Origin of the sequence: Accumulibacter sp., assembly GCF_029255125.1 — a bacterium.
Taxonomy (GTDB): Bacteria; Pseudomonadota; Gammaproteobacteria; order Burkholderiales; family Rhodocyclaceae; genus Accumulibacter.
This window is the reverse complement of the sequence record NZ_JAPUVR010000032.1, coordinates 1-4,365: the sequence shown is the minus strand read 5'-3', so window position 1 is coordinate 4,365 and position 4,365 is coordinate 1. Positions and strand designations below refer to the sequence as shown.

The following is a 4,365-nucleotide window of genomic DNA, read 5'->3' as shown; positions in this document are numbered from 1 at the left end:
TGTACATGGCGAACTGTGCGCAATACCTCGAACTGCTCTACGCCATCTGGCACGCCGGACTGATTGCCGTGCCGATCAACCACAAGCTGCACGCGCGCGAAGTCGCGTACATCCTGGCCGATTCGCAAGCGTCGGTGCTCTTCGTTGCCGCTGCGCTGGACGAGGCGCAGCGCGCCGCGTTCGACGAGCTGCGCGAGCTGGCCATCGTCGCGATCGACACCGCCGACTACGCCGAGATCGCCGGCAGCCGGCCGCTCGACATCGTCGCACGCGCGCCGACCGACCTCGCCTGGCTGTTCTACACCTCGGGCACCACCGGCCAGCCCAAGGGCGTCATGCTCACCCAGCGCAATCTGCTGGCGATGACGCTGACCTACTTCCCCGACGTCGATCAGGCGACGGCAGAAGACAGCACGCTGTACGCGGCGCCGATGTCGCACGGCGCCGGCATGTACAACTTCCCGCACGTCCTGGTCGGCGCACGACACGTCGTCCCCGCCTCCGGCGCATTCGATCCGGCCGAGATCCTCGCGCTGGCGCAGCATTTTGGCCGCGTTTCACTGTTTGCCGCACCGACGATGGTGCGTCGCCTGGTCGAACACGTCGCCGCCAGCGGCGCCGATTGTCGCGGACTGAAGACCATCGTCTATGGCGGCGGGCCGATGTACCTCGAAGACATCCGGCGCGCACTCGCCGTCCTCGGCGACCGGCTGGTCCAGATCTACGGGCAGGGCGAGAGCCCGATGACGATCACCGCGCTTTCCCGCCAGCACCTTGCCGATCGCACACATCCCCGCCACCTGCAGCGAATCGCTTCGGTCGGCGTCGCGCACAGCGTCGTCGAAGTGGCGGTCGTCGATGACGAGGGCCGCCGCTTGCCGGTCGACGCCGCCGGCGAAGTGATCGTGCGCGGCGACACGGTCATGCACGGCTACTGGCGCAATCCGCCAGCGACCCGCGCGACGCTGCGCGACGGCTGGCTGTACACCGGCGACATCGGCAGCCTGGACGCCGACGGCTTCCTCACGCTGAAGGACCGTTCGAAAGACCTGATCATCAGCGGCGGCGCCAACATCTATCCGCGCGAGGTCGAGGAAGTGCTGCTGCGACACCCGGAAGTCGCCGAAGTGTCGGTGGTCGGCCGGCCGAGCGCGGAATGGGGCGAAGAAGTCGTCGCCTTCGTCGTCCGCCGGGCCGGCAGCGCTGCGCCGACCGCACCGCCGGCGCCGGCGCCGGCTGAACCACTGAACGCCGAACTCGATCGTCTGTGCCGCGAATCGATCGCCCGCTTCAAGCGGCCGCGCGCCTATCTGTACGTCAGCGAGTTGCCGAAGAACAGCTACGGCAAGGTGCTGAAGACCGAGCTGCGCCGCCTTTGCCGGCCAGCCGAAAACGACTGAACACGAGAGGAAAGGACAGAAAAATGGCTGGGCGCTTGCAGAACAAGGTGGCGATCGTCACCGGCAGCGGTTCGAGTGGGCCGGGCTGGGGCAACGGCAAAGCAATTTCGCTGCTCTTCGCGCGCGAGGGTGCCAAGGTGGTCGGCGCCGATATCGACGGCGCCGCCGCCGCGCTGACGCAGCAGATGATTGCCGACGAAGGCGGCTACAGCATCGCCGTCACCGCCGACGTGACGCGCACGAGTGACGTGCGATCGCTGGTGCAAGCCGCACTCGACGCGTACGGGCGGATCGACATCCTGGTGAACAACGTCGGAATCGCCGTCGTCGGCGGACCGGCGGAGCTCGACGAAGGCACCTGGGACCGGGTGATCGAAGTGAACCTGAAAAGCGCCTACCTCACCTGCCACCACGTCCTGCCGGTGATGATCAGCCAGCGCGCCGGAGCGATCGTCAACAACGCGTCGGTCGCCGTGCACGGCTGGGCCGGCGTGAACTACGGCGCATACGCGGCGAGCAAGGGCGCGATGGTGGCAATGACGCGCACGCTGGCCATTCGCCACGCCGCCGAGGGAATCCGCGCCAACTGCGTTCTCCCCGGGCTGATGAACACGCCGCTGGTGCACGCCGCGCTCACCCGCGTCTATGGCAACGAAGGCGACATCGCCAACCTGATCCGCACGCGCGACGCGCAATGCCCGATGGGACACATGGGCGACGCCTGGGACACCGCGTACGCGACACTCTTTCTCGCCTCTGACGAAGCCAAGTACATCACGGCGACCGAACTGCTGGTCGACGGCGGTCTCTCGGCGCGCTTTGCCTGAAACGCCCGGGCGCCTGAAACGCATGGGCGCCTGGCAACGCACGGGCGCCTGGCAACGCACGCGCGGTTCGCCAGCGGTTTGGCTGCGGCGGCGCCACCGGCGGCAACCGGCGCAGCGCCGCGCTTTGCCAGCGCCGCACGCCAGGCGGCCGACTCGGCAGATCGAGCGCGCAACCCGGCACCTCGTGCGAGAAACCTGGCGGGTGGCGCTCGCAGCTTGACCGTTCGAGCTCGACGCTCGGCAGATCGAGTTCAAAGCTCGGCAGATCGAGTTCAAAGCTCGGCGGTTCGAGTTCAAAGCTCGGCAAGTCGAGCTCAAGACTCGGCGCTTCGAGTTGAAAGCTCGGCACATCGAGCTCCAGGCACCGGTTGCTGAAGATCAACGCTCGGCCGATTGAGCTCGCATCCCGGAAGATCGAGTTCCGAACTCGGCGCTTCGAGTTCCAAGCTCGAGCGATCGAGTTCAAAGCTCGACCCGTCGGGCGCAAAGCTCGACCCGTCGAGTGCGGAACTTGACCGATCGGCTTACGGTCGCGGGCGATCGGGTTCCCGGCCGCGGCGGTTGGCTTGCGGGCGCGGCCGCTGTGCGCCGCCGCTGACGTGGGTCAACCCGGTGCGCGGGCGCGTCGCGCGGCGACTCGCGCTCAGGAATCGCGTAGCTGGGCCCGCAGACGCGCAAGCTCGGCCAAGGCTGCGTCCTTCTCCTCTTGCAGCGCTTCCTTTTCCGCTTGCAGCGTCTCGTTCTCTGCTTGCAGCGCCTCCTGCGCCGCTTCCAGCGTTTCCAGCCGTTCCAGCGCGCGCTTGCTGCAGCTCTGTTCGCACAGGTAGTTCTGGCGCGCTTGATACGCGTGGTAGGCGCGCTCCTTTTCGGAGAAGGCGTTCAAGGTGCTCATGGCTGGCCTCATTTCGTCGGTTTGCATCCAGGCGCCCCAACGAGGAACCGGAATGCAGGAAGCCGCGCTTTCACGGCCACTGGCGAGCAGGCAGCCGCCAGTACGCGTGCGGCAGGGGCGATTGCCAGCAGCGGCAATGGCCGCGGCCGCTGGTGCGCAGCACCAGGCGCGCCGCGCTTCGCCGCCGCATCAGCGCCCGGCGGCGGTCAGGCGCTCGAGCAGCAGGATGACTTCGGCGGCGTCGTCGTAGTCGAGCCCCGGCGCGTCGGCGAGCGCCGCGCTGCGACGAACGGCGGCAGCCAGGCGGGGGCGTTGGCGGCGCTGGCCAGTTGCCCGGCCAGTTGCGCGAGCCCCGCGTCGGCGCTGCCGCTGTCGCCGTCGAGCAGCAGGCGGGCGATTTCCGCTGCCAGGCGCGCGCCGGGCGTGTGGTTCTCGCCGCCGTCGCGGCGGTAGGCGACGAACGCCTCGCGCGCCTGCCGGCTCGCCTGGCGCGCTTCGCTGGCGCGGCCGTCGTCGTTCTCGATGTCGGCGAGGATGTCCCAGGTCGTCCACGGCTCGACGGCGTGGCCGAGGCCGCGCTTGCACGCCAGGGCGCGTTCGATTTCGCGGCGCGCTTCGCTGCGCGGGCCGAGGCGGCGCAGCGTACTGGCAAGGTTGTTGCGCGCGCGGCCTTCGTTGGCCGCGTCGCGCAGCGCGAGGAAGCGCTCGGCCGCCTGCCGAGTGTGCGTCACCGCGTCCTCCGGGCGGCCGAGAACGTCGTCGTAGAGAAGGCCCAACTGGAGCAAGGTGCTCGCCTGCCCGGCGACGTTGTTGCACTGCACCTCGATCGCCAGCGACTGGCGGTACGCGTCTTCGGCGGCCTCGCCGTTGCCGGCGTCCTGGTGGACCCAGCCGATCTGGTGCCAGGCGACGGCGACCGACGCCGCTTCGCCGAGCGCCGCGAAGCGTTCGCGCGCTTCGCTGAACGCCGCGAGCGCTTCCGGGAAGCGGCGCTGCAGCAGGTGGACGCTGCCCAACTGACCTTTGCCGACCGCGACCTGGCGTTCGGCGTGCTCTTGCTCAGCGAGCGCAATCGCCTGTTCGTACGCCTGCGCGGCTTGGTCGAGGCGGCCGAGGTCGGCCAGACAGTCCGCCTGCTCGGTGATGCAGGCCGCCGCCATGCCCGCCGCGCCGCGGCCGGGTTCGCGCGCTTCGACCGCGGTGAAGCGCCGCTGCGCTTCGGCGAGCGGCGACAACGCGGCGCCGG

The 4,365-nt window shown here is 69.3% G+C and carries 4 protein-coding genes; 2 read left to right on the top strand and 2 right to left on the bottom strand.

Translation table 11 applies throughout. From position 1 onward, the window contains the following. Both Q1L59_RS01380 and Q1L59_RS01375 read left to right on the top strand, forming a co-directional pair. The coding region (locus Q1L59_RS01380; RefSeq protein WP_300327502.1) for an AMP-binding protein at positions 1 to 1,400 on the top strand (1,400 nt) is incomplete at its 5' end. Positions 1,401 to 1,423: 23 nt separating this feature from the next. Then, positions 1,424 to 2,227, top strand: coding sequence for an SDR family NAD(P)-dependent oxidoreductase (locus tag Q1L59_RS01375; RefSeq protein ID WP_300327501.1), 804 nt, complete (start codon positions 1,424 to 1,426; stop codon positions 2,225 to 2,227). Positions 2,228 to 2,870: 643 nt separating this feature from the next. On the opposite strand, the gene Q1L59_RS01370 is transcribed toward Q1L59_RS01375, so the two are convergent. Together Q1L59_RS01370 and Q1L59_RS01365 are read right to left on the bottom strand one after the other, a co-directional pair. After that, complete coding sequence (locus Q1L59_RS01370; RefSeq protein ID WP_300327500.1) at positions 2,871 to 3,119, bottom strand: hypothetical protein; 249 nt, start codon at positions 3,117 to 3,119, stop codon at positions 2,871 to 2,873. A gap of 206 nt (positions 3,120 to 3,325) precedes the next feature. Further along, the coding region (locus tag Q1L59_RS01365) for a tetratricopeptide repeat protein (RefSeq protein ID WP_300327499.1) at positions 3,326 to 4,365 on the bottom strand (1,040 nt) is incomplete at its 5' end.